The organism is Jiangella mangrovi, assembly GCF_014204975.1.
GTDB classification, from domain to species: domain Bacteria; phylum Actinomycetota; class Actinomycetes; order Jiangellales; family Jiangellaceae; genus Jiangella; species Jiangella mangrovi.
Genome location: NZ_JACHMM010000001.1, coordinates 5,864,993 through 5,888,100, shown reverse-complemented (window position 1 = coordinate 5,888,100; position 23,108 = coordinate 5,864,993). Strand labels below are relative to the sequence as shown.

General features: G+C 72.9%; 19 protein-coding genes. 9 read left to right on the top strand and 10 right to left on the bottom strand.

Features of this window, described 5'->3' with window-relative positions; genetic code table 11:
- Positions 1-21: 21 nt before the first annotated feature.
- Both HD601_RS27310 and HD601_RS27305 read left to right on the top strand, forming a co-directional pair.
- On the top strand, positions 22-2,862 hold the full coding sequence (locus tag HD601_RS27310; protein WP_221441348.1) for an aconitate hydratase: 2,841 nt from the start codon (positions 22-24) through the stop codon (positions 2,860-2,862).
- A gap of 462 nt (positions 2,863-3,324) precedes the next feature.
- Complete coding sequence (locus HD601_RS27305; protein ID WP_184827299.1) at positions 3,325-3,984, top strand: hypothetical protein; 660 nt, start codon at positions 3,325-3,327, stop codon at positions 3,982-3,984.
- 56 nt (positions 3,985-4,040) lie between these two features.
- Here the strand turns inward: HD601_RS27305 and HD601_RS27300 are convergent, their stop codons facing one another.
- Together HD601_RS27300 and HD601_RS27295 are read right to left on the bottom strand one after the other, a co-directional pair.
- Positions 4,041-4,517, bottom strand: a complete 477-nt coding sequence (locus tag HD601_RS27300; protein WP_184827297.1) for a hypothetical protein — start codon at positions 4,515-4,517, stop codon at positions 4,041-4,043.
- Between the two features lie 54 nt (positions 4,518-4,571).
- Entirely contained in the window at positions 4,572-5,078 is a 507-nt protein-coding gene (locus tag HD601_RS27295) for a hypothetical protein (protein WP_184827295.1), read from the bottom strand.
- A gap of 117 nt (positions 5,079-5,195) precedes the next feature.
- Here HD601_RS27295 and dxs point away from each other — a divergent pair, with 117 nt between their 5' ends.
- Together dxs and HD601_RS27285 are read left to right on the top strand one after the other, a co-directional pair.
- Complete coding sequence (gene dxs / locus HD601_RS27290) at positions 5,196-7,118, top strand: 1-deoxy-D-xylulose-5-phosphate synthase (RefSeq protein WP_184827293.1); 1,923 nt, start codon at positions 5,196-5,198, stop codon at positions 7,116-7,118.
- Entirely contained in the window at positions 7,115-8,314 is a 1,200-nt protein-coding gene (locus HD601_RS27285) for an AI-2E family transporter (RefSeq protein WP_184827291.1), read from the top strand. The genes dxs and HD601_RS27285 overlap by 4 nt, the downstream gene beginning before the upstream one ends.
- Before the next feature lie 132 nt (positions 8,315-8,446).
- Here HD601_RS27285 and HD601_RS27280 read toward each other — a convergent pair whose 3' ends face one another.
- Genes HD601_RS27280 through HD601_RS27270 form a run of 3 tightly spaced genes read right to left on the bottom strand, consistent with a single transcriptional unit; the run spans position 8,447 to position 12,535 of the window.
- On the bottom strand, positions 8,447-10,564 hold the full coding sequence (locus HD601_RS27280) for a 3-hydroxyacyl-CoA dehydrogenase NAD-binding domain-containing protein (protein WP_184827289.1): 2,118 nt from the start codon (positions 10,562-10,564) through the stop codon (positions 8,447-8,449).
- Positions 10,564-11,790 (bottom strand): acetyl-CoA C-acyltransferase, encoded by a 1,227-nt coding sequence (locus tag HD601_RS27275; protein ID WP_184827287.1) that lies wholly within the window; start codon positions 11,788-11,790, stop codon positions 10,564-10,566. The genes HD601_RS27280 and HD601_RS27275 overlap by 1 nt, the downstream gene beginning before the upstream one ends.
- A 22-nt stretch (positions 11,791-11,812) precedes the next feature.
- Positions 11,813-12,535: a DNA alkylation repair protein gene (locus HD601_RS27270; RefSeq protein ID WP_184827285.1), complete on the bottom strand. Its 723-nt coding sequence runs from the start codon at positions 12,533-12,535 to the stop codon at positions 11,813-11,815.
- Between the two features lie 98 nt (positions 12,536-12,633).
- Here HD601_RS27270 and HD601_RS27265 point away from each other — a divergent pair, with 98 nt between their 5' ends.
- Together HD601_RS27265 and HD601_RS27260 are read left to right on the top strand one after the other, a co-directional pair.
- Positions 12,634-14,067 carry a protoporphyrinogen/coproporphyrinogen oxidase gene (locus HD601_RS27265; RefSeq protein WP_184827283.1) on the top strand — a complete coding sequence of 478 codons (1,434 nt, stop codon included), beginning with the start codon at positions 12,634-12,636 and terminating at the stop codon, positions 14,065-14,067.
- A 447-nt stretch (positions 14,068-14,514) separates the two neighbouring features.
- Complete coding sequence (locus HD601_RS27260; protein WP_184827281.1) at positions 14,515-15,120, top strand: dihydrofolate reductase family protein; 606 nt, start codon at positions 14,515-14,517, stop codon at positions 15,118-15,120.
- 5 nt (positions 15,121-15,125) lie between these two features.
- Here HD601_RS27260 and HD601_RS27255 read toward each other — a convergent pair whose 3' ends face one another.
- Both HD601_RS27255 and HD601_RS27250 read right to left on the bottom strand, forming a co-directional pair.
- Positions 15,126-16,382: a ribonuclease D gene (locus tag HD601_RS27255; RefSeq protein ID WP_184827279.1), complete on the bottom strand. Its 1,257-nt coding sequence runs from the start codon at positions 16,380-16,382 to the stop codon at positions 15,126-15,128.
- Complete coding sequence (locus HD601_RS27250) at positions 16,379-16,939, bottom strand: DUF3000 family protein (RefSeq protein WP_221441347.1); 561 nt, start codon at positions 16,937-16,939, stop codon at positions 16,379-16,381. Before HD601_RS27250 ends, HD601_RS27255 begins: the two co-directional genes overlap by 4 nt.
- Positions 16,940-17,049: 110 nt before the next feature.
- Here HD601_RS27250 and hemE point away from each other — a divergent pair, with 110 nt between their 5' ends.
- Positions 17,050-18,111 (top strand): uroporphyrinogen decarboxylase, encoded by a 1,062-nt coding sequence (hemE, locus tag HD601_RS27245; RefSeq protein ID WP_184827276.1) that lies wholly within the window; start codon positions 17,050-17,052, stop codon positions 18,109-18,111.
- Positions 18,112-18,591: 480 nt separating this feature from the next.
- On the opposite strand, the gene HD601_RS27240 is transcribed toward hemE, so the two are convergent.
- Complete coding sequence (locus HD601_RS27240; RefSeq protein ID WP_184827274.1) at positions 18,592-19,548, bottom strand: DUF4349 domain-containing protein; 957 nt, start codon at positions 19,546-19,548, stop codon at positions 18,592-18,594.
- A 122-nt stretch (positions 19,549-19,670) separates the two neighbouring features.
- Here HD601_RS27240 and hemG point away from each other — a divergent pair, with 122 nt between their 5' ends.
- Both hemG and hemQ read left to right on the top strand, forming a co-directional pair.
- Positions 19,671-21,098, top strand: a complete 1,428-nt coding sequence (hemG, locus tag HD601_RS27235) for a protoporphyrinogen oxidase (RefSeq protein ID WP_221441346.1) — start codon at positions 19,671-19,673, stop codon at positions 21,096-21,098.
- Positions 21,095-21,799: a hydrogen peroxide-dependent heme synthase gene (gene hemQ / locus HD601_RS27230; RefSeq protein WP_184827270.1), complete on the top strand. Its 705-nt coding sequence runs from the start codon at positions 21,095-21,097 to the stop codon at positions 21,797-21,799. The genes hemG and hemQ overlap by 4 nt, the downstream gene beginning before the upstream one ends.
- Before the next feature lie 4 nt (positions 21,800-21,803).
- On the opposite strand, the gene HD601_RS27225 is transcribed toward hemQ, so the two are convergent.
- Together HD601_RS27225 and HD601_RS27220 are read right to left on the bottom strand one after the other, a co-directional pair.
- On the bottom strand, positions 21,804-22,538 hold the full coding sequence (locus HD601_RS27225; RefSeq protein WP_184827268.1) for a hypothetical protein: 735 nt from the start codon (positions 22,536-22,538) through the stop codon (positions 21,804-21,806).
- The gene (locus tag HD601_RS27220; RefSeq protein ID WP_184827266.1) at positions 22,535-23,038 is read right to left on the bottom strand and encodes a sigma-70 family RNA polymerase sigma factor; all 504 of its coding nucleotides are present in this window, start codon (positions 23,036-23,038) and stop codon (positions 22,535-22,537) included. Before HD601_RS27220 ends, HD601_RS27225 begins: the two co-directional genes overlap by 4 nt.
- Positions 23,039-23,108: the final 70 nt, after the last annotated feature.

Below are 23,108 nucleotides of genomic sequence, written 5' to 3'. Positions count from 1 at the left end.
CACCGTCAGCGGTGCGCGACGATGTGCGGGAACGCCACGGATGCGAGAGGTTGGGGATCAGACGTGACCAGCAAGGACAGCTTCGGCGCGAAGGGAACCCTGCAGGTCGGTGACGCCTCCTATGAGGTGTACCGGCTGGCCGCCGCGGGCGACGTCGGCCGGCTGCCGTACAGCCTGAAGATCCTGCTGGAGAACCTGCTCCGCACCGAGGACGGCGCCAACATCACCGCCGACCACGTCCGCGCGCTGGTCGACTGGGACGCCGACGCGCAGCCGAACACCGAGATCCAGTTCACCCCGGCGCGTGTGGTCATGCAGGACTTCACCGGCGTGCCGTGCGTCGTCGACCTCGCCACCATGCGCGAGGCCATGAGCGACCTCGGCGGCGACCCGTCGAAGATCAACCCGCTGGCGCCGGCCGAGCTGGTCATCGACCACTCCGTCATCGCCGACGTGTTCGGCGCGCCCGACGCGTTCGTGCGCAACGTCGAGCTCGAGTACGGCCGCAACAAGGAGCGCTACCAGTTCCTGCGCTGGGGCCAGGGTGCGTTCGACGACTTCAAGGTCGTCCCGCCGGGCACCGGCATCGTGCACCAGGTGAACATCGAGCACCTCGCTCGCACCATCTACACGAAGACCGTGGGCGACACCACCGTCGCGTACCCGGACACCTGCGTGGGCACCGACAGCCACACCACCATGGTCAACGGCCTGGGCGTGGTCGGCTGGGGCGTCGGCGGCATCGAGGCCGAGGCGGCCATGCTCGGCCAGCCGGTCAGCATGCTCATCCCGCGCGTGGTCGGCTTCAAGCTGTCCGGCTCGCTTCCCGAGGGCGCCACGGCCACCGACCTCGTCCTCACCATCACCGAGCAGCTGCGCAAGCACGGCGTCGTCGGCAAGTTCGTCGAGTTCTACGGCCCGGGTGTCGCCGAGGTGCCGCTGGCCAACCGCGCCACCATCGGCAACATGAGCCCCGAGTACGGCTCCACCATCGCGGTGTTCCCCATCGACGACGAGACCGTCCGCTACCTGCGCCTCACCGGCCGCACGGACGATCAGGTCGCGCTGGTCGAGGCGTACGCCAAGGAGCAGGGCCTCTGGCACGACCCCGCGAGCGAGCCCACGTACTCCGAGTACCTCGAGCTCGACCTCGGCTCCGTCGTCCCATCCATCGCCGGCCCCAAGCGCCCGCAGGACCGCGTCTCGCTGACCGACGGCAAGACGGCGTTCCGCACGTCGCTGCGCGACTACGTGTCGCACGACGAGGGCCCGCACACCAAGCTCGACGAGGCGGTCGAGGAGTCGTTCCCGGCCAGCGACCCGATCGCGGTCGGCGCCAACGGCGAGGACGAGCCCGCGCCCGGCGAGCTGGTCTCGGCGGCGACGGGGGCCGAGGGGCGCCCGTCAGCGCCCATCACCGTGACCCTCGACGACGGCACCGAGTGCGAGATCGACCACGGCGCCGTCGTCATCGCCGCCATCACGTCGTGCACCAACACCTCGAACCCGTCGGTCATGATCGGCGCGGCGCTGCTCGCCAAGAACGCCGTCGACCGCGGCCTCAACCGCAAGCCGTGGGTCAAGACCACGCTGGCGCCGGGCTCGAAGGTCGTCATGGACTACTACGAGCGCGCCGGCCTGACGCCGTACCTCGAGAAGCTCGGCTTCCACTTGGTCGGCTACGGCTGCACCACGTGCATCGGCAACTCCGGCCCGCTGCCCGAGGCCATCTCGGCCGCCGTCGACCAGAACGACCTCGCCGTCGTCTCGGTGCTGTCGGGCAACCGGAACTTCGAGGGCCGCATCAACCCCGACGTCAAGATGAACTACTTGGCGTCGCCGCCGCTGGTCGTCGCGTACGCCCTGGCCGGCAGCATGGACATCGACATCACCACCGAGCCGCTGGGCACCGGGAACGACGGCGAGCCCGTCTACCTGCGCGACCTGTGGCCGTCGCCGGCCGAGATCGAGGCGGTCGTCGAGTCGGCCATCGCGAGCGAGATGTTCACCCGCGACTACGCCGACGTCTTCGCCGGCGACCAGCAGTGGCAGTCGCTGCCGACGCCGTCGGGCAACACGTTCGCGTGGGACGCCTCGTCCACCTACGTGCGCAAGCCCCCGTACTTCGACGGCATGGGCACGTCGCCGTCGCCGGTCGAGGACATCGCGGGCGCGCGGGTGCTGGCCAAGCTGGGCGACTCGGTGACCACCGACCACATCAGCCCGGCAGGCGCCATCAAGGCCGACTCGCCGGCGGGCAGGTACCTGTCCGAGCACGGGGTGGAGCGGCGCGACTTCAACTCGTACGGGTCGCGGCGCGGCAACCACGAGGTGATGATCCGCGGGACGTTCGCCAACATCCGGCTGCGCAACCAGATCGCGCCGGGCACCGAGGGCGGCTTCACGCGCGACTTCACGGCTCCGGACGCCCCGGTGACGACCATCTACGACGCGTCGGTGGCGTACGCCTCGGCCGGCGTGCCGCTGGTCATCCTGGCCGGCAAGGAGTACGGCTCGGGGTCGTCGCGCGACTGGGCCGCCAAGGGGACGGCGCTGCTCGGCGTGCGGGCGGTCATCGCGGAGTCCTACGAGCGCATCCACCGCTCCAACCTCATCGGCATGGGCGTCCTGCCGCTGCAGTTCCCTGAGGGTTCGACGGCGGAGTCGCTCGGCCTGACCGGCGAGGAGACCTTCTCGATCACCGGCGTGACGGCGCTGAACGACGGTTCGACGCCCGCGACGGTGCGGGTTCAGGCCGGGGACGTCGAGTTCGACGCAGTGGTCCGCATCGACACGCCGGGCGAGGCGGACTACTACCGCCACGGCGGCATCATGCAGTTCGTGCTGCGCAGCCTGCTCTGAGGTACCGCCGGCCGGCCTGTCGTCCACAGGCCGGCCGGCGGCGCCGCGTCGTCCACATTTCGGCGAATCGGCCTGGCGGCGCGAGTGCCGGTCTGATCGGCTCGACGGCGTGAGCCTCCTGCCAGCCCTCCCCGCCGACGTCGCCCTCCTGCTCCGCAAGGGCCACGGCGTCTTCAGCGTCGCCGAAGCTGCCGCTCGCGGTATCACCCGCGCCCGCTGGCCCGGCTCGCCCGCGCAGGCGCGTTGGTGCGCCTCGCGCGGGGCGCCTATGCAAGCGCGGCCGGGTACGCGGCGGCGGATGAGTGGACCGCGTTCGGCCTGCAGTCCCGCGCATTCACCCTCGCCTGCGGGCCATTGGCGTTCGCGGCCGGCTGGTCCGCAGTGGCCGCCTACGGCCTGCCCACCATCAGCCCTCCGCCTCGTCGGCCTCTGGTGTACCAGCGGGAACGTGGCGGATCGGCCGTGAACAGCCGCCACGGCGCCGTTCGGGTGGCGGCGCTGCCGCCCGACCAGTGTCGTTTCCACGACGGCTGCCGGGTGACCGCCGTGGCGCGCACCGTCGTCGACATCGCGCGGACGGCGCCGCGGGCCGACGCGCTCGTCGTCGCCGATGCCGTGTTGGCCTCGGGCACCACCCGCGCTGACCTTCGAGCAACGTTGGACCTGCAGGCGGGCTGGCCCGGCAGCCGCGGCGCCGACTGGGTGATCGACCACGCCGACGGGCTTGCGGAGAGCCCGCTGGAGACCCTCGGCCGGCTGACGTTCCTCGAGAAGGGGCTGCCGGTGCCGGAGTCGAACGCCTGGGTCGAGGCCGGCGGCCGCAGCTACCGCGTCGACCACCTGCTGGCGGATCGCTGGCTGGTGTTCGAAGCCGACGGGTCGCTGAAGTACGACGGCCGCCTCGATGCCGGGCGAGTGGTCGCCGCGCAGCAGGAGCGCGAGTGGCAGCTGCGCGCGGCCGGACTCGAGGTGGTCCGCTACGGCTGGGAGCTGGCCCGATACCACCGCAGGGAGCTGGCCGCGCGTTTCGCGGCGGCGATCCACCGTTGCCCGGTGCGCCCGGAGCCCTTCCCCTCCTGGTCTGGTGTCACGTCCTGGTCTGGCGTCACGCAGGAGCGTTGAAATCACGCTCGCAGCGTTACGGCAGACCAGAACGTGACACCAAACCAGGAAGAGGGTCAGGGTGGGGGCGGGACGGGCTCGATGCGGGTGCCGTCGTCGTGGACGGGGGAGCGGGTGCGGTCGCCGCGGCCCATGCCGATGATGCCGGCCAGCATGACCAGCAGCCCGGCCGCGCACACCCAGACGCCGGCGCCGAGGTCGCCCACGGACACCGACAGCCGCGAGTCGTTGGCGGACATGACGATCCAGAGCACCAGCGTGGCCACCCCGATCAGCCAGCCCAGCCCGAGGACGAACCGCGACAGCAGCAGCGCCCCGACCACGCCCAGCACCGTCACCAGCGACAACGCGAGCGCCATGGAGTTCCAGTAGGACGACGGCTCGCCGGTGCCGATGGAGGTCTGGAAGAGCCGCTCGAGCGGGATCTGGGTGGCGTCGCGGCCGCGGTACCAGGTGAGGTAGGCGCTGGCGGTGACACCCAGGGCGCCGACCAGGGCGACGACGGCGCCGCCGATGCGCTGACGTGCGGGCATGTGGATCGCCTCCTCCGCAGGAAGGCTTACCCACTCAGGATCGCACGCACGCCGTCAGCTGTCGTCCCCGAACATCGACAGCGGGGCGTCGACCTCTTCCTTCCGCGGCCCCATGACGACGATGCCGACCAGGATCAGCAGCAGCCCCACGGCGCACACCCACACGCCGGACCCGACGCCCACACCGGAGCCGGTGCTGTCCGTCGCGTTGCCGATGGCCCGCATCAGCCCCCACAGCACCAGCGTCGCGACGCCGATCATCCAGGCCAGCCCCATCAGGAACCGGAACCGCACCAGCGCCCCCAGCGCGCACGCAGCAGCCACCACGGCCAGCGGCGCCGCCACCGACGCCCAGTACCCCGACGCGGCGCCGGGCGCCCCCGTCGAAGCAAGGTGGCGGATGGGGAGCTCATAGGGCGCGCGGTCGCCGTACCACGCCACGTAGGCGCTCAGCGCGCACAGCAGCGCGCCGGCGGCGGCGACTATCGCTCCGGTGGTGCGGCGTCCCAGATGGCTGACCGGTCCCCACACCCGGTGCCACGCCCGTTCCTCGTGAGGCACAGCGGAAGGGTAGTGCTCGGCGAGCCACGCGCTCAACAACGACACCTGAACGTGATCGACAGCGATTCGCCCACTAGACTCGGCAACCGGCACCGACGCTACTTGGAGGCGGCACGCGTGGGACTTCTCGACCGCATCAAGGACCCCCGCGACCTGCGGGCGTTGTCCGATGACGAGCTCGAGTCGCTGGCCGCGGAGATCCGCGACCGGCTGGTGGCGACGTGCGCCTCGAACGGCGGGCACCTCGGGCCCAACCTCGGCGTCGTCGAGCTGACCATCGCCGCGCACCGGGTGTTCGACTCCCCGCGCGACCCCATCGTCTTCGACACCGGCCACCAGGCCTACGTGCACAAGATGCTGACCGGCCGGCACGACTTCTCCAAGCTCAAGCAGGCCGGCGGCCTGTCGGGCTATCCGAGCCGGGCCGAGAGCGAGCACGACTGGGTCGAGAACTCGCACGCGTCGACGGCGCTGTCCTACGCCGACGGCATGGCCAAGGCGTTCGCGGTCCGCGGCGAGCGCGACCGCACCGTCGTCGCGTTCATCGGCGACGGCGCCCTCACCGGCGGCATGGCCTGGGAGGCCATCAACAACATCGCCGGCGGGCCGCAGACGGGCCCCGACCGCCGCCCGCTGGTCATCGTCGTCAACGACAACGGCCGCTCCTACTCGCCGACGGTGGGCGGGCTGGCCACGCACCTCAGCGGCCTGCGCACCGACCCGCGCTACGAGCAGACGCTCGAGGTCGTGAAGCGCACCCTGGGCCGCACGGCGTTGGTCGGGCAGCCGGTCTACGACGCGCTGCACGGGGTCAAGAAGGGCCTCAAGGACATGTTCGCGCCGCAGGGCATGTTCGAGGACCTCGGCCTCAAGTACATCGGGCCCATCGACGGCCACGACCGCGCGCAGGTCGAGCAGGCGCTCACGCAGGCCAAGCGGTTCCGCGGCCCGGTGCTGGTGCACTGTCTCACGCAGAAGGGGTTCGGCTACGACCCCGCCGTCCGCGACGAGGCCGACCAGATGCACAGCCCGCGCCCGTTCGACCCCGCCACCGGCGCCCCCGCGGGCACGCCCGTGCGCGAGTGGACCGACGTGTTCAGCGAGACCATCGTCCGAGCCGGGCGCGCGCGACCCGACGTCGTCGCCGTCACCGCGGCCATGCTGGGGCCGACGGGGCTCGAGCCGTTCGCGCGGGCGTTCCCCGACCGCTGCTTCGACGTCGGCATCGCCGAGCAGCACGCCGCCACGTCGGCGGCCGGCATGGCGGCCATGGGCCTGCACCCGGTCGTCGCGGTCTATGCCACGTTCCTCAACAGGGCGTTCGACCAGGTGCTCATGGACTGCGCGCTGCACAAGGCCGGCGTCACGTTCGTCCTCGACCGCGCCGGCGTCACCGGCAACGACGGCCCGTCGCACAACGGCATGTGGGACCTCTCGATCCTGCAGGTCGTGCCGGGGCTGCGGCTGGCGGCGCCACGCGACGGCGAGCAGTTGGCCGAGCAGTTCACCGAGGCCCTCGACGTCGACGACGCCCCCACCGTCGTGCGCTTCCCCAAGGGCGCCGTCGGCTCCGACGTCCCGGCGCTCGAGCGCCTGGGCACGGTCGACGTGCTGGCCCGGGCCGAGGCCAAGGACGTGCTGCTGGTCGCCGTCGGGGCCATGGGCAAGGTCGGGGTCGACGCCGCGAAGCGCCTCGACGCGCAGGGCGTCGGCGTCACCGTCGTCGACCCGCGCTGGGTGAAGCCGCTCGACGACGTCCTCGTCGACCTCGCCCGGCAGCACCGGCTGGTCGTGACCATCGAGGACAACGGCCGGGTCGGCGGCGTCGGCTCGGTGCTGGCCCAGAAGCTGCGCGACGCCGGGGTCACCGTCCCGGTGCGCGACCACGGGCTGCCGCAACGCTTCCTCGACCACGCCAAGCGCGACGCGATCCTGGCCGAGGCCGGGCTCACGGCGCAGGACCTGGCGCGCGAGGTGTCCGGGCTGGTCGCGGCGCTCGACAGCGTGACGCACGACCGGACCACCACGGTCGATCGGTGACCACGACGCCTCCCGGACGCCGTCCGGACCCTGACTGGTTGCGGCCCGAGTCGATCATCGCCGGCCGCCTGCTGATCATCGGCCTCGCCGTCGCCGCGGCCATGTGGCTGGTCCTTCAGGTGCAGTTCATCGCGACGGCGGTCGTGCTGGGCTTCGCCGAGGTCGCGCTGCTGTGGCCGCTGGCTCGCGGGCTGCGCCGCCGCAAGGTGCCGGCCGTGCTCGCCGCGCTGATCTGCGTGCTGCTGTTCCTGGCCTTCTTCGCCGGGCTGCTCGTGTTCGTGGTCACCGAGGTGGTCGACTCGTGGCCGAACATGGTCGACGCCATCACCGGCTCGGTCAACGAGGTCAGCGACTGGCTCGAGAGCGGGCCGTTCGGCATGGACACGCAGAACGTCCAGGACCTGCTGAGCGAGTTGCAGTCGCGGCTCGGTGACCTGCTCGGCGGCGTCACCAGCGCCGCGGTGGGCGGGCTGTCGCTGGTCGGCAACTTCGTCACCGTCATCCTCATCGCGACGTTCTTCGCCATCTTCGCGCTGACCAGCGGCGACAAGCTGTGGAAGCAGTTCGTGGGCGCGCTGGCCCCGACGCACCGCGACCCCGCCGACGCCGCCTTCCGGGCGTCCATGCGCACCGCCGGCAACTGGTTCTACGCCTCGACGCTGACCGGCCTGGTCGACGGCGTGCTGATCGGCGTGGGCCTGCTGATCCTCGACGTGCCGCTGGCCGTGCCGATCGGCGCGCTGACATTCATCATGGCCTACATCCCGCTGGTCGGCGCGACGCTGGCCGGTGCGGTGGCCGTGCTGGTGGCGCTGTTCTCGGGCGGGTTCTCGACGGCGCTGTGGGCGCTGATCATCGTGGTGATCGTGCAGCAGATCGAGGGCAACGTGCTGTCGCCGCTGCTGATGTCGCGGGCGCTGAACTTCCACCCCGTCGTCACCCTCATCCTGACGACGGCGGCAGCTGCGGCCTTCGGGCTGGTCGGCCTGTTCCTCGCGGTCCCGGTCACCGGCGCCATCGTGGCGGCGGTGCTGGCCTGGCGACGGGTCACCCGGGCCAGGGAGCAGAACGAGGACGACGACCCACCCGATCCGGAGCACGACATCGGCCCCCTCGCCGCCGATCCGTCGGAGGCGGAGAAGGCCGGCGCGCCGATCGGCCGGTCCTCGGAGGCGCCGAAGCCGGAGTCGAGCTAGCTGTAGCTCCGCCGCGCGGGTCAGGAGGGAGTTCTCCCCGCCATAGCGAGGAAAAGTCCCTCCCGACGACCGCAGCAGCCAGCCCGCTGGCCGCGCACCCGTCGCCCGACTCCCGCCGTCGGTGAGCGGCGGTCAGCCGTGGACGACGCTGGCGACGCCCGGCGGGAGGAACCGTCCGCCGGTGGCCCGCTCGGACACGCCGCTGCGGTCGAGATACGGCGTGATGCCGCCGAGATGGAACGGCCAGCCGGCGCCGAGGAGCATGCACAGGTCGATGTCCTGCGCCTCCGCCACGACGCCCTCGTCGAGCATGATGCGGATCTCGTGCGCGACGGCGCCGAGGGCCCGTTCGCGCACCTCGTCGGCCGTCAGTGCCACGCCGCCCTGCTCGAACAGCGCCGCCGTCTGGTCGTCGAGGTAGGGCTTGCCCTGCTCGTTCCAGGACCAGATGCCGGGCTTGCCGGCCGCGACCAGGCGGCGCAGGTTCTCCGACACCGGGAAGCGGTCGGGGTAGGTGTCGTGCAGGGTCTCGGCGACGTGGAGGGCGACGGCGGGGCCCACGAGCTGCAGCAGCACGAACGGCGTCATGGGCAGACCGAGCGGCGCCAGCGCGTTGTCGGCGACCTCGAGCGGGGTGCCTTCGTCGGCCGCGCGGGTGATCTCGCCGATGAACCGGGTGAGGACGCGGTTGACGACGAACGCCGGCGCGTCCTTGACCAGCACGCACGACTTCTTCAGCGTCTTGCCGACCGCCAGCGCCGTCGCGAGGGTCGCGTCGGACGTCGCGGCCGCCCGGACCACCTCGACCAGCGGCAGCACCGCGACCGGGTTGAAGAAGTGGAAGCCCACCACCCGCGAGGGGTGCTGCAGCTTCGAGGCCATCTCGGACACCGACAGCGACGACGTGTTGGTGGCCAGCACGCACTCGGGGGAGACGACGGCCTCGAGCTCGGCGAAGACCTGCTGCTTGACCTTCATCTCCTCGAACACGGCCTCGATGACGAAGTCGGCGTCGGCGAAGACGGCCTTGTCGGTCGAGCCCGTGACCAGCGCCGTCAGCTTGTTGCGGGCGTCGGGGGAGAGCCGGCCCTTGGCCGCGAGCTTGTCGATCTCCGCATGCACCCAGCCGACGCCCTTGGCCACACGCTCGGCGTCGAGGTCGGTGAGCACCACCGGGACCTCGAGCCGCCGCACGAACAGCAGCGCGAGCTGACTGGCCATGAGCCCGGCGCCGACGATGCCGACCTTCGTCACCGGCCGGGCCAGGGACTTGTCCGGTGCGCCGGCCGGCCGCTTGGCGCGCCGCTGGGTGAGGTCGAACGCGTAGACGCCGGAGCGGAGGTCGTCGCCCATGACGAGGTCGCCGAGCGCCTCGTCCTCGGCCGCGAAGCCCTCCTCGCGCGTGACGGTGCGCGCGGCGGTGATCAGCTCGAGCGCCCGGTACGGGGCCGGGGTCGCGCCGTGCAGCCGGCCGTCGGCGGCCGCCCTGCCGCGCGCGACGGCGGCGTCCCAGGCCGACTCGGACCGGTCCACCTCGGGCCGCGAGACGACCACGTCGCCACGGAGCACCTGCGCCGCCCAGTGCAGCGACCGCTCGAGGAAGTCGGCGCCATCGAACGCGACGTCGGCGATGCCCAGCGACGCCACCTGCGGGCCGCGCAGCATGCGGTTCTGGTTGAGGGCGTTCTCGACGATGACGGTGACCGCGCGGTCGGCGCCGATGAGGTTCGGCAGCAGCCAGGCGCCGCCCCAGCCGGGGATCAGGCCGAGGAAGACCTCGGGCAGCGCGATGCCCTGGGCCGCCTTCGACACCGTCCGGTAGGTGCAGTGCAGCGCGATCTCGAGCCCGCCGCCCAGCGCCATGCCGTTGATCAGCGCGAACGTCGGTACCGGACCGTTGGCGAGCTTGCCGAACACGCGGTGCCCGAGCTGCCCCAGCGCCACGGCCTGCGACCGCTCGGTGACCAGCGCCATGCCCTTGAGGTCGGCGCCGGCGGCCAGGATGAACGGCTTGCCGGTGACGGCGACGGCGACGATGCCCGGTTCGGCGTACGCGGCGTCGATGGCCTGCTCGAGCCCCAGCAGCGTGGCGGGGCCGAGCGTGTTCGGCTTCGTGTGGTCGTGGCCGTTGTCGAGCGTGATGAGCGCGGCCTTGCCCGCATCGAGTGGCAGCGAGACGAACCGCACGTGCGACGTGGTGACGACCTCGTCGGGGAAGACGGTGGCCAGGCCGGTGGTGTCGGTGGTCATCAGGCCGCGGCCTCCTGCGCGTAGTCGGTGTGGTGGGGGTTCTCCCAGACGACGGTGCCGCCCATGCCGATGCCGATGCACATGGTGGTGACGCCGTAGCGGACCTCGGGGTGCTCCTCGAACTGGCGGGCCAGCTGGTTCATCAGCCGGACGCCGGACGAGGCGAGCGGGTGGCCGACGGCGATGGCGCCGCCGTACTGGTTGACGCGGGGGTCGTCGTCGGCGATGCCGAAGTGGTCGAGGAAGGCCAGCACCTGGACGGCGAACGCCTCGTTGATCTCGAACAGCCCGATGTCGTCGATGTTCAGGCCGGCCTTGGCGAGAGCCTTCTCCGTCGCCGGGACCGGGCCGACGCCCATGACCTCGGGCTCGACGCCGGCGAAGGAGTACGACACCAGCCGCATCTTCGGCGTCAGCCCGAACTCGGCGGCCGCCTCGTCGCTGACCAGCAGGGCCGCGGTGGCGCCGTCGTTCAGGCCCGCGGCGTTGCCGGCGGTGACCCGGCCGTGCGGGCGGAACGGCGTCTTGAGCCCGGCGAGGTCGTCGACGGACGTGCCGGGGCGCGGCGGCTCGTCGGCCGTGGCGAGGCCCCAGCCGTGCTCGACCGAGCGGGTGGCGACGGGGACGAGGTCGGGCTGGACCTTCCCGTCCGCCAGCGCCGCCGCGTACTTGGCCTGGCTGGCGGCGGCGAACGCGTCGGCGCGCTCCTTGGACAGGTGCGGGAAGCGGTCGTGCAGGTTCTCGGCGGTGCTGCCCATGACCAGCGCGGACGGGTCGACCAGCTTCTCGGCGAGGATGCGCGGGTTGGGGTCGACGCCCTCGCCCATGGGGTGGCGGCCCATGTGCTCGACGCCGCCGGCGATGACGACGTCGTAGGCGCCGAACGCGATACCGCCGGCCGTGGTGGTGACGGCGGTCATGGCGCCGGCGCACATGCGGTCGATGGCGTAGCCCGGCACCGACTTCGGCAGCCCGGCCAGCAGCGCCGCCGTCCGTCCGATGGTCAGGCCCTGGTCGCCGAGCTGCGTGGTCGCGGCGATGGCGACGTCGTCGACGCGCTCGGGCGGCAGGCCCGGGTTGCGGCGCAGCAGCTCGCGGATGCAGTTGATGACGAGATCGTCGGCGCGGGTCTCGTGGTACATGCCCTTGGGTCCGGCCTTGCCGAACGGCGTGCGGACGCCGTCGACGAACAGCACGTCGCGAACAGGCCTGGTGGAGCGTGGCACGTGGCCCTCCTCGGATCGAAAGCTACCCACGAGTAACAATACTCGGTGGGTCGATGGTACGCAGTGCCTCGCGGCGTGACAACGGCGACAGGTCGGCCTCGTGCGCGGCCACGAAGGCGCGGACCCAGTCGGGGTCGACGCGCGCGTGCTGGCGCAGCGCCCACCCGATGCCCTTGCGCAGGAAGAAGTCCGGGTCGTGGGTGTTGGCCTCGATCGCCTCGGCCAGCAGGTCCACGTCGATCGCGGCCTTCGAGCCGACCTGACAGATGACCGCGGTACGACGGCGCCAGCGGTCGGCGTCGTAGGCCCACGCGCGGACCGGCGGGGTGACGACCGCCGGATGGGCGCGCAGCAGCGGGCCGACCGAGCGGATGGCGACCTCGTCGACGAAGTCCCACCAGGCGCCGGTGACGATCAGGTGGTCGTAGAGGTCGAGGGCCTCCGGCTGTGTGGCGTGGACGGCGTACGGCTTCAGCTGCGCCATCGTGACGGCGGCGTAGCGCTCCTCGCGGAACTCGGCGCCGTCCCACAGGGCGAGCACCGCGGACCGCCAGCTCACGCCGTCGTCGATCCGATGAGTCGCGAAGACGGGCTTCAGTGCGGCCGTGCGGGCCGGCTTGGGGACGCCGAGGAACGGCATCTCCGACTTCATGTACGCGCGCATCGGCTCCGCGGCCGTGGGGTCGGCGGCCGCGCGCAACGCCGTCCGCACGGCGTCGACGAGAGCGGTGACGGCGGCGGTCATGCCCGCAACGGTAGGCCGTCACAGATCGCGACCGTGACGCTCCTCCGCGTGCGTGACGGCGTGTCGCGTGGACAGGTGTCGTTAGGCTGAGTCCTCACATGACCGGCTCGTACGATCTCATCGTGATCGGCGCGGGGCCCGCGGGCCTCGCCGCCGCCTGGCGCGCTGCCCAGCGGGGCATGAAGGTGACGCTGCTCGAGCGCGCCGACCACGTGGGCGGCCTGGCCGCGTCGTTCGAGGTGGGCGGGGTGCGCGTCGACCAGGGCTCGCACCGGCTCGACCCCAACACGCCGCCGGCCATCCTGCACGACCTCCGCGCCCTGCTCGGCGACGACCTCCAGCAGCGACGGCGGTCCAGCCGCATCCGCGTCGGCGACCAGTGGCTCGGCCTGCCGCTGCGCGCCGAGGAGGCCGCCCGCAAGCTGCCGCCGTCGTTCCTCGCGAAGGTCGCCCGCGACTCCGCGGTGTCGAAGTTCCGGCGCGAGGAGTCCGAGACCTACGGCGGCCTGGTGCGCACGCGCGTCGGGCCGGCGCTGTACGAGTCGGTCTACGGCCCGCTCGCCGAGAAGCAGTGGGGTCTGCCGGGCGATCGCATCAGCGCCGACCAGGCCCGCCGGCAGACCGACCGGCTCGGCACCTGGCGGGTCGCCGCCCGGGCACTGCGCCGCGGCCGCAAGGGCGGCAAGCCCGGCGCCGGTGGCGCGTCGGCCACGGGTGGCGGCTACTACTACCCGCGCACCGGGTTCGGGCAGCTCGTCGAGGCGCTCGCCGACGCCGCCGTCACGGCCGGGGTCGAGATCCGCTGCGAGGCCGAGGTCGACCGCGTTCGCGTCACCGAGGACGAGGTCGAGGTCAGCACGCAGGACGGCGACCTCATCACCGGCGGGCTGGTGTTCTCGACGCTGCCGCTGCCGGTGCTCGCGCGCATCGCCCGCCCGGCGCCGTCGCTGACGTCCATCGAGTCGTCGGCGCGGCTGCGCTACCGCGCCATGCTGCTGGTCTACGTCGTGCACCAGGGTGGACGGTGGAGTCCGCACGACTCCCACGACATCCCCGACCCGCGCACGCCGGTCATCCGCATCTCCGAGCCGGCCAACTACCGCGCCAACCCGTCGGACCCCGCCGACCGGTCCGTGCTGTGCGCCGAGATCCCGTGCTCCATGACCGACGACGTGTGGGGCCTCGACGACGAGTCGCTCGCCGACCTCGTCGACGAGACCCTGGGCCTCACCGGGCTGCCCAAGGTCAACCGGGTGCACGTCGAGTCGCGCCGCATCGGCCAGGTGTACCCCATCTACCGGGTGGGCTACGAGCACGACCTCAGCGACGTCGACAACTGGGCCCGCATGATCCGCCGCGTCGTCACGCTGGGCCGGCAGGGCCTGTTCGTCCTCGAGAACATCGACCAGGCGCTGCTCATGGCCTACGGCGCCGTCGGCGCCATCCGCGACGACGGCCGCTTCGACCGGTACGCCTGGACGGTGGCGCGCGAGCGGTTCGCCCGCTCCGGCTACGTCGACGGCCTCAGCTGACGGTTCGCGCGACCCGGGTGGTCCCGCGACCCCGGATCCTTCTTGATCATGGAGAAAAGCGGGTCTCCAGCGCCGCGGAACCCGCCCTTTTCCATGATCGACAAAGACTGACGCGGCCTGGAGCGTGTCTGACGGACGCCCCTGCGGCCGCATCGTGTCGGTGGCCTTCGGCCTGAGAGCCGAACATCGCCGCTCCAGGGTCTGCGATGCGGCCCTGGAGCGGGTGAGGTGAGCGAAACGCGAGTGAGGACGCGGGCCGCGGTTCCGCCGATGACCGTCGTTGTTCGGATGATCATGTGCCTTCGCGGCGCCACAGCGCCCGCGAGGGGACATGATCATGAGCGGAGGGGAAGAATCTCGGGGCGCGGTGTCGAAATCGGGTAGCGGGGTTCGTAGCAGGGGTGAGAGGCGCCCACGAGGCGCACCCCCGAGGAAGGAACCGCGATCATGAAGCTCACCACAGTCACCAATGTCTCCGTCGACGGCGTCATGCAGGGGCTCGGCGGGGCTGACGAGGACCGCAGGGGCGGGTTCGAGCGCGGCGGCTGGGCGCTGCCGCTGTTCACCGGCGAGAGCGAGGCGTACCTCGGCCAGGTCTACGAGCGCGCCGACGCGTTCCTGTTCGGCCGGCAGACCTACGAGATCTTCGCCGGCTCGTGGGGCACCTGGGCCGACCCGGGCGACAGCCCCATCTGGACGGCCCTGAACACGCGCCCCAAGTTCGTCGCGTCGACCACGCTCACCGACCCGCAATGGGCCGGCACGACCGTGCTCGACGGCGACACCGCGGCCGCCGTCGCCGACCTGAAGGCCCGGCCGGGCGGGGAGCTGCAGGTCCACGGCAGCGGCACCCTGCTCCGTTGGCTGCTCGACCAGCAGCTGGTCGACGAAATCGTGCTGCTCACCTACCCCGTCGTCGTCGGCCAGGGCGTGCGGCTGTTCCCCGACGACGGCCCGGACCGTGCGCTCGAGCTGGCCGACTTCCGCGCCTTCCCGAACGGCATCACGGCCCAGGTGTACCGGCCGGCCGGGCCCCCGCAGTACGCGAGCTGACGCCGTCAGCCCGCGGCGGGCGGTGGAGTGTCGACGGCGGCAGCCGCGGGCGGCGCGGGGTTCGCGAACGCGTCGGCGACGGCCTCGGCCGTCAGCGCGATCTGCCACTCCCGCGCCCCGCGCGAGCGGAACACGTCGGCGATCGCCTCGGTGCTCAGCGGCGACGGCGGCTGCCAGGCGGCCCGGCGCAGGGTGTCGGGCGTCAGCAGGTTCTCGACCGGCAGGTCGTGGGCCTCGGCGATCTCGACGACGCGGGCGCGCGCGGCCGCCAGCCGGGCGGCGGCGTCGGGCTGCCGGGTCGCCCAGGCGCGCGGCGGCGGCGGGCCGTCGTACGGGGCGGTCTGCGGCGGCAGCTCCTTGTCCGTCATGGCCCGGGCGTCGGCGACCGCACCGAACCAGCGGGACAGCTCGCGCCGTTGCGACCGGCCGCGGTAGACCGGCATCGCCGCCATGGCGTCGGCCGTGGTCGGCATGGTGAGCGCGGCCTCGATGATGGCGGAGTCGGGCAGCACCCGGCCGGGGGAGAGGTCGCGCTGCCGGGCGAGGTCGTCGCGGGCGTACCAGAGCTGCCGCACGACGGCGAGCCGGCGGCGGTCGCGGATGCGGTGCAGGCCCGACGTGCGCCGCCACGGGTCGGCACGCGGCTCCTGCTGCGGCGCCGCGGCGATGGCGGCGAACTCCTCGTGCGCCCAGTCGAGCTTGCCCGTCTCGATGAGCGACGCCTCCAAGGCGTCCCGCAGCTCGATGAGCAGTTCGACGTCGAGGGCGGCGTAGCGCAGCCAGTCCTCGGGCAGCGGCCGCGTGGACCAGTCGGCGGCCGAGTGCCCCTTCTCGAGCGCGTAGCCGAGCACGCTGTCGACCAGCGGGCCGAGGCCGACGCGGGGGAGTCCGAGCAGCCGCCCGGCCAGCTCGGTGTCGAACAGCCGCTCCGGCTTCATGCCGACCTCGGCGAGGCAGGCGAGGTCCTGCGACGCGGCGTGCAGCACCCACTCGGACTCGGCCAGCACGTCGCCGAGCGCGGAGAGGTCGGGCACCGCGATGGGGTCGATGAGCGCCGTGCCCGCGCCGGTGCGGCGCAGCTGGATGAGGTAGGCGCGGTGGCCGTAGCGGTAGCCGGACGCGCGCTCGGCGTCGACGGCGACCGGCCCGTCGGCGGACGCGAACGCCGCGATGACGGCCTTCAGGGTCTCACCGTCGGTGATGACCTCCGGAAGGCCGTCGCGGGGCTCCAGCAGCGGAGTCGAGACGTCGTCGTCCGTCAACGGCTCCGCCTACGACGTGTCTGTGGCATGGCGACCACGCCGACCGGCAGCGGCATCAAGCCGGCCGCCGTCGCGAGCGCGTCGCCCCAGGCCAGGGCGTGCGGGGTGAGATCGGACTCGAGGGGCGTCCAGGACGCGCGGATCTCGATCTCGGCACTGGCGAGTTCGCCGGCCATGCCGCCGAACCCCTCGGACGCGACGCGCGTGACGGTGCCGCTGGCGGCGGTGTACGGCGCGGACCGGCCGGCCAGGGAGTCGATGATCCAGGTCCAGCCGACGGCGAGCAGCAGAGGGTCGGCGCCCATCTCGGGTTCGAGGCTGGCTCGTAGATAGGTGACCAGGCGGAACTCGCCGTGCCAGGCCTCTTGCCCGTCGGGGTCGTAGAGCAGCACGAGACGGCCGGTGGCGGTGGCGTCCTCGTCGCCGTCGTCGACGAAGACGTCGGCGCTGAGTGCATGGGTGTGCGGGGCCAGCCGCTTCGGCGCGGGCGTCTGCTCGAGGCTGACCTCGGGCCGGAACTGGGCAGACGTCAGGGAGCGCACCGCACGCTCGAACACAGCCGGTACCCCCGGCTGGAGACCCTCGGTGTCCCTTGCCACAATTGGCAGACTAGGCCCGTTTGACGGTCGCGTCAGGCAGGCACGCCCGCCATGCGACCATCAGTGATGTGACCGTGACCTACGACGACAACGCCTCCGCGCCCGCCGGGCCGTCCGAAAGCCTCTTCGTGCGCGCCTGCCGCGGCGAGCGCACGAGCCGTCCACCTGTGTGGTTCATGCGCCAGGCCGGGCGCTCGCTGCCGGAGTACCGGCGGCTGCGCGAGGGCGTGCCCATGCTGGAGTCGTGCACCCGTCCCGACATGGTGACCGAGATCACGTTACAGCCGGTGAGGCGCTACGGGGTCGACGCCGCCATCTTCTACTCCGACATCGTGGTGCCGCTGCGCGCCGTGGGGGTGGACGTCGACGTCAAGCCCGGCGTGGGCCCGGTGCTCGGCAGCCCCATCCGCACCCGCGCCGACCTCGAGCAGTTGCGCCCGCTGGAGCCCGGCGACGTTGCGTTCGTCGACGAGGCCGTCCGCACGCTGGTCGGCGAGCTGGGCGCCACGCCGCTCATCGGCTTCGCCGGCGCGCCGTTCACGCTGGCCTCGTACCTCGTCGAGGGCGGCCCGTCGAAGAACCACGAGGTCACCAAGGCGCTCATGCACAGCGACCCCGAGCTCTGGCACGAGCTGCTGAGCCGGGTCGCCGGCATCTCCGCGATGTTCCTCGACGTCCAGGTGCGCGCCGGCGCCAGCGCGGTGCAGCTGTTCGACTCGTGGGCCGGCGCGCTGTCGGCGGCCGACTACGCCAAGTACGTCCACCCGCACAGCGCCGAGGTCCTCGACAGCGTCATCGACGTGCCGCGCATCCACTTCGGGGTGGGCACCTCGGAGTTCCTGCCGCTCATGGCCTCGGCCGGCGCCGACGTCGTGGGCGTCGACTGGCGCCTGCCCCTCGACGAGGCCGCGCTGCGGGTCCCGGGCAAGCCGCTGCAGGGCAACCTCGACCCCGCGCTGCTCGGGGCCGACTGGCCGGTCGTCGAGCGCGAGGTGCACCGCATCGTGGCCGAGGGCCGGCGGGCGCCGGCGCACGTCTTCAACCTCGGCCACGGCGTGCTCCCCACCACGAACCCCGACGTGCTGGCCCGGGTCACCGAGACGGTTCAGGCGGCCGGCGCGGCCGCCTGAGGCGTGTCCGGCGGTGCGGGCGAGGCGTCGACGGTGTGGCGCTGCTGCCAGACGTGGGTGCTGTTGCCAGGCGACAGTTCGGCCACCCACCGGGTGCAGTGTCACCACACCGTGGCCGAGCCGAGCCAGCGACACGCTGGCGTGGCGTGACGGGCCGTTCTGGGTCATCGTGCAGCGATCGCTGTGGCCATACTGCGCCAACGCCGCGGCAGCACTGTCGCGTCCACGACAGCGATCTCACATCGTCGGCGCAGCGATCCCACACCTCTCACCCTCGAGCCACACGACACGACTGGTCAGGGGCGCCAGGACCTGGCATCAACCACCTCGCCCCGTCATTCCGGCATGCCGCCTCACTTTCCCACACGTTCTCAGGTGTGTCTGACGGATCAGCGGTCCGCGACCGGCCGGCGTGGTCATCCAGGATCGGTGGTGTCATGACCCCACCGATCCTGGATGATCACGGGGAAGGAACGACACCTAGGCGGCGGGGGAGTCGGGCAGCGGCGGCGCCGCACGCTGACCCCGTCGCCGCTTGGTGATCTGCCAGGCGGGGATGCCGACCAGCGCGGCGACGGCGGCGAACGGCAGCACCGCGCCCAGGGCGGTCAGGAACCCGCCGCCGACGGTGACGAACGCGTCCCAGCCGCCGGACAGCCCCGCCAGGAAACCGCCGTCGTCGTCATCCGGCTGGACCGGCTCCTCGCCGTTCTCGAACAGCTGCAGCGTGATGGTGGCCATCGCCGTCAGCCCGGCCAGCTGCTCCTGCCGGCTGAGCAGCGCGTCGAGGTCGGCCTCGCGGCCGGCCAGCTCGGACTCGATGCTGACGACGTCGGCGAGCTGCGTGGCCTCGGCCAGCAGGGCGCGGATGCGGGCAATGCTGGCCCGCTGCGACTCGATGCGCGACGCGACGTCGACGACCTCTTGGGTGACGTCCTCGGTGCCGCGGCTGCGGCTGGTGACCTCGCCGAGCGTCTCGAGCTCGGCGACGGTGTCCTGGTGGTCCGCCGACGGCACCTTGAGCGTGAGAACGGCATTGTCGTCGCCGTAGACCTGCTCGTCGGCGACGTACCCACCGGCGGTGACGGCGGCAGCCGCGGCCTGGTTCGCGGCGGCCACGACGTCGTCGGTGCTGATGGTGAGGTCGACGGTGTAGATGATCGAGCGGTCACTCGCCGCCGCGGAGACGACCTCGGCCAGGACGCCGCCCTCGGAGCGCGGGCCGGCGTCGCCGTCGCCGGCGTCGTCCTGGGCCGCCTCGCCGTCGCCGGAGCCGCCGCCTTCGGCCGGCGCCTCGGCGGCGGGCGCCTCGAGCGAGCCGTCGCCACCGGCCGAACTGCCCGAGTCGTCGCTCCCGCTGCCACCGCAGCCGGCCAGCGCGAGCGCCGCCAGCAGGGCCACCGTCGTCGTTCCGAGCACCGTCCGTCGCCGCACCATGACGCCTCCCGAGGTCGACCGGTTCGTTGTCTGCTTCGACGGTCACGCGACCGGCGGGGTTGCGAATGCGCTGGTCACGACCTGGTCACGGGTTGATCTCGCGTCGTGCGATGCTGGTCTGCGTGAGTGGAGTTCGGGTGGCGGTCGTCGGTGGCGGGATCAGCGGACTGGCGGCGGCCTGGTTCCTGCGGCAGGAGCTCGGGCCGTCGGCGCAGATCGTCGTGCTCGAGAAGCAGCCGGTCGTCGGGGGACACCTGCGCGTCTCCGAGGTCGCCGGCCTGCCGGTCGACGAGGGCGCGGAGTCGCTGCTGGCGCGGCGGCCCGAGGCGGTCGACCTGGCGCGCGCTACCGGGCTGGGCGACGACGTCGTACATCCGGCGTCCGTCGGGGCCGGCCTGTGGAGCCGCGGCGATGTCGTGCCGATGCCGGCCGGGACGGTCATGGGCGTGCCCGCCGATCCCGCGGGCCTGGGCGGCGTGCTGACGGCGGGTGAGGTGGCGGCGGCGATCGCGCGGGACGCGTCCCCGCCGGGGCTGGCCGTCGACGAGGACGTCGCGATCGGGCGGCTGGTCCGGTCGCGCTACGGCGACGCGGTGGCCGACCGGCTGGTCGAGCCGCTGCTCGGCGGCGTGTACGCGGGACGGGCGGACGAGCTGTCCCTGGACGCGACCGTGCCCGCGCTGGGCGCGGCGGTGCGCGAGGCGCGGACGCTGGGCGAGGCGGTGGCGGCGACGGCGTCCGCTGCGGGCCCGTCGGCGCCCGCGGGTCCGGTGTTCGCCGGGCTGGCCGGCGGCGTCGGGCGGCTGCCGGGCGCGGTGGCGGCGGCGTCCGGGGCGGACGTGCGGACCGGCGTGACGGTGCGGTCCCTGGAACGGACGGCGGGCGGCTGGCGGCTGGTCACCGGCCCGGTCCCGGCGCCGGTCGTGCTCGAGGCCGATGCGGTGGTCGTGGCGACGCCGGCGGCGGCGGCGGCCCGGCTGCTGGCGACGGCGGCTCCGGCGGCGGCCGCGGAGCTCGGCGCCGTCGAGGCGGCGTCGATGGCGATCGTGACCGTCGCGCTGCCTGCCGACGGCTTCCCGGTGCCGCCGTCGTCCTCCGGGTTCCTGGTGCCGCCGGTCGACGGGCGCACGATCAAGGCGGTGACGTTCTCGTCGGTGAAGTGGCCGTGGCTGGGGGAGCGCGCCGGGACCGACGGGCTGGTGCTGCTGCGCGCGTCGCTGGGCCGGCACGGCGAGGCCCAGGACCTGCAGCGCGACGACGACGAGCTGGTGGCGGCCGCGCTGGCCGACGTCCGGGCGGCCACGGGCTACGCGGGCGCCGTCGCCGACTCGCGGGTGACCCGGTGGGGCGGCGCCCTGCCGCAGTACGCCGTCGGGCACCTCGACCGGGTCGCGCGTGTGCGCGCCGCCGTCGACGCCGTCCCCGGCCTCGCGGTCTGTGGTGCCGTGTACGACGGTGTGGGCGTGGCGGCCTGCATCGGGTCAGCCCGGGAGGCCGCCCGGAGGGTGGTCGCGGCGCTGTCGGAGGGGCGTGTCAGGATCGAGTCATGAGCGACGACGCGTCCAAGCCGAAGGCCCGCGAGCTGAACCAGGTCATCCGCTACACCATGTGGTCGGTGTTCCGGTTGCGCTCGCCGCTGGGCGCCACGTCGCGGGCCGACCTCGCCGACGAGGTGGCCGGGCTGTTCGCCGAGCTCGCCGCCAAGGACGTCGTCGTCCGCGGCACCTACGACGTCTCCGGCCTGCGCGCCGACGCCGACCTCCTCATCTGGTGGCACGCGCCGGCCATCGAGGACCTGCAGACGGCGTACCAGCGGTTCCGGGGCACGGCGCTCGGCCGGCAGCTCGACCCCGTCTGGTCGCAGGCGGCGCTGCACCGTCCGGCGGAGTTCAACAAGAGCCACATCCCGGCCTTCCTCGCCGACGAGGAGCCGCGCGCGTACGTGTCGGTGTACCCGTTCGTGCGGTCCTACGAGTGGTACCTGCTGCCCGACGCCGAGCGCCGCCAGATGCTGGCCGAGCACGGCCAGCTGGCCCGCGAGTACCCCGACGTCCGCGCCAACACCGTCGCCTCGTTCTCGCTCGGCGACTACGAGTGGATCCTCGCCTTCGAGGCCGACGAGCTGCACCGCATCGTCGACCTCATGCGGCACCTGCGCAGCTCGACGGCGCGGCGGCACGTCCGCGAGGAGATCCCGTTCTACACCGGCCGCCGCCTTGCCCTGCCCGAGCTGGTCGCCGCTCTGCCCTGACGGGTCACTCGAGGTCGAAGGCGATCGGCCCGCTGTAGAGCGTGATGGGGTTGCCCGCGCTGTTGCCCGGCACGGACTCGCGCATGGTCCAGGTGACGTACAGCTCGTAGCTGCCCGGCGGCAGCCGGTCGTTGACCGGCTCGGGGTAGGGGGCACCAGGCAGGTACCCCGGGTCAATGGGGGCAGGGTCGCACTGCGTCAGGAACGGGCTCAGATCGTCGGTGAGGCTCTCACCTGGTTGGAGCTCGATCGGGTCGACACCGATAAGCGCGCGCAGGTCGTTCTGTTCCTGGACGGTGACTCCGTCCCGCGTGATCGATGGACTCGCGATGTCCGGGGTCCCGATGACGACCTCGTCGCTGACGTTGGTGATGGTCGCGGTACCGATGGTGTCGTAGAGGCCTCGCTTCGTCGGTTCGTGCAGGTCGACCGTCAGCTCGAGGGGAGCGTCTGGGGCGCGGCCGAGGGTGCGCACCGGCTGGCCGCAGGCGCCGGCCTCGAACGCCTGCTGCACGGGAGCGGGCGTGGCGACGGGCGGGCCGGCGGGAACGTCGCCGCCGGGCAGCAGTGTCGCCGCCGCGGTGCCGACGGCTGCCACCGTCGCCACCACCGCACCACCCGCGGCGGCGAGCCGGCCCCGTCGGCGGCGGATGATGCGGCCACGGAGCAGATCGAGGTCGAGCGCACCGGGCTCCGGCGCGTCGGCGGCCAGGTCGGACAGCTGGGTACGCAGAGTCATCGCAGTCCCTCCCGCGAGTCGCTGAGCAGGGGTTCGAGGCGGGCGCGTGCGTCGCTGAGGTAGCGCTTGACCGCGCCGGGGGCGCAGCCGAGCACCTCGGCGACCTGCGTCACCGAGAGGTCCTCGTAGTAGTGCAGCACCACGCAGGCCCGCTGCCGCGGCGACAGCGTCGCCAGGGCGGAGCGCAGGTCGGCGCCGTCGACCACCGAGACCTCGGGGCCGGGAGCCTCATCGCGCGAGGCGACCAGGTGCCGGACCCGCGTCCAGCGGCCCGAACGGCGCCGGCCGTCGATGTGGACGGTGAGGATCGTCCGCCGCACGTACGCCTCGGCCGACTCCAGCGTCAGCCCGCGCGTCGTCCGGCCGAACGTGCGCAGCAGCGCCTCCTGCACCAGGTCCGCCGCCTCCGCGGCGTCGCCGGTCAGCAGGTACGCGCACCGGAGCAGCGCCCGGCCGCGGCTCTGCGCCAGGTCGGTGAAGACGTGCTCCCAGCTCGCCACCTGATCCTCCGCCCTCTCTCACCACCTAGGACGAGCGAGACGGCGATCCGGTTGGGGTGCGGCTCGGAAC